The sequence below is a fragment of the Candidatus Beckwithbacteria bacterium genome, assembly GCA_026397255.1.
GTDB lineage: Bacteria > Patescibacteriota > Microgenomatia > UBA1400 > CG1-02-47-37 > JAPLVF01.
In genome coordinates this window covers 1-1,788 of sequence record JAPLVF010000018.1, presented here as the reverse complement: position 1 = coordinate 1,788, position 1,788 = coordinate 1, and the positions used below count along the sequence as shown (strand labels likewise).

Here is a 1,788-nt window from a genome sequence, read left to right as displayed (position 1 = left end):
GGGCCGGGCATGGAACCAAAAAAGGCGGCTTGGGCGCTTCTTTTACCGATTAAAGCCATAAAAACCAGAGACAGACTGGTGGAGCCGATGAGTTTAAGGAAAAGGCGGCGGTCGCGGTCAGAGATGCCGGCGGGTCCGGCTAAAACTTCGCCTTCAATTGAACCCGCGGTTTTTTTTTGGGTTAGGGCATTAAAAAAAGTGACAGGTAAAGCTTTTTTGCGCGATTGTCCGCGAGTCGGGATGAGATCAAGACTAAAGTGATAAATTAGCGGTAAAAGGAGCAGGGGAAAGATGGCGCCTGAGAGAGAGCTAATTGACCGCAGACTGACTATTTCGATAACAGTAATAACGATAAGATTATACAAAAACAGCAGTTTAAGCATAGGCGATACGGGCAAAGGCGGTGAAGATAATTAAAAATAATAAAATAAGACTGATCCGGAAAGCAAAATTGGGTTGAAGTAAAAATCTTTTAAAAGAAAAATGCCGGTTGATATTAATAGATGTATTTTGAGCGATTAATAGCTGACTACCATATTTTAGGAAAAATATCCGGTTGGCAATTGATTGTCGGATTGAGGCAAAGAAAAAATAAAGCAGGATAGGTAAAACCAGGAAAAAACCAGCCAGATTTGTACCAAGGCCGTTCTTGAGGGCGCTAGTGGTAATAATCAGGGAGATCAGACAACCATAGTAAACCCTAAGTGTCCGATTGATTGTTTGGCGGCGAAGTTTAAGCAGCGGTTCGATGGTAACCTCCTTCCTGATAGGCCAGTAATAAGGCGATCGTCAGGAAGAATAGGCGGGTTAATTGAGTGGTAATTAAGACTGATTTTGTCACAATAATATCAATTAGTATCAATAGTAAGCTGACAAAAATTAGAGACCGGACCAGTTTTATGGGCAGGCCTGCCTGCGCAGGCAGGTTATCCTTGATAGCTTTTGTTTCATTTTGTTTGGTTTCTTCAGCGAGGGGAGTGCCCAGAAATTCTTCCAAAGAAGTCTGGGGAATGCGGAAGCGGCCCTGATCAGCAGTGCCCCGGCTGGCTTTAAGCCGACCTTCGTCTAAATATTTGTAGAGGGTGTTGGTGGAACAGCCGATGATACGGCTGGCTTCTATTTAAAGCCAATTTTGATAATTATTGCCGATTCAGCTGAAGTTAGGATTGGTTTAAGAGCCCGCTCAGCCCACTCTATAGCGATCACGTTTTTGGGTTTAAAATGAGATTTTAAGTTCAAAATATCTAATTCTTCCAAGTGTTGCAGTCGCCAGGTGTCGAGGTGTAAAAATTGGCCGCGAATCCTGTGACGATTATAATCATATTCTTTGGCAATGGTGTAAGTGGGTGAGCTAATCGGGGTTTTTATCTGTAAAAACTCGCCGATGCCTTTAGCAAACTGGGTTTTGCCAGTGCCTAAATCGCCGATTAATAAAAACATTAGCGGCTGTTTTTGTAAAAGATTCCAGTTTTTCAGCATGATGGTTTTAGCTAAATTTTTAGTTTCTTCCGGAGATTTTGTAATCACATTCCCGGAGTGTGAACTTCTTTCACTCCGGGAATGAAGAAGCCGGCCTTGGCGGAGGATGAGCGGATCGTCTAAGGTCGTATCGACAATAGTGGATACAGGCCGCTGGGGTAAAGTGCCGGCATCAATAAATAAATCAATTAAATTTTGCTGTTTAACTGATGTATATTTTAAGAGTTGTGGTAAAGAATATGGCCGGGGTTGATAAGAAACATTGGCGGAAGTGGCGGTGACGGGACGGCCTAATTGGTTAATAATTTT

The 1,788-nt window shown here is 42.9% G+C and carries 3 protein-coding genes; all 3 read right to left on the bottom strand.

Annotated features, from left to right (window positions below; all coding sequences use genetic code 11):
- A partial coding sequence (locus NTZ93_04920; protein ID MCX6817180.1) for a hypothetical protein occupies positions 1 to 383 on the bottom strand: 383 nt, incomplete at its 3' end.
- A 350-nt stretch (positions 384 to 733) separates the two neighbouring features.
- Positions 734 to 1,105 carry a helix-turn-helix domain-containing protein gene (locus NTZ93_04915; GenBank protein MCX6817179.1) on the bottom strand — a complete coding sequence of 124 codons (372 nt, stop codon included), beginning with the start codon at positions 1,103 to 1,105 and terminating at the stop codon, positions 734 to 736.
- An 11-nt stretch (positions 1,106 to 1,116) separates the two neighbouring features.
- The coding region (gene tsaE / locus NTZ93_04910; protein ID MCX6817178.1) for a tRNA (adenosine(37)-N6)-threonylcarbamoyltransferase complex ATPase subunit type 1 TsaE at positions 1,117 to 1,788 on the bottom strand (672 nt) is incomplete at its 5' end.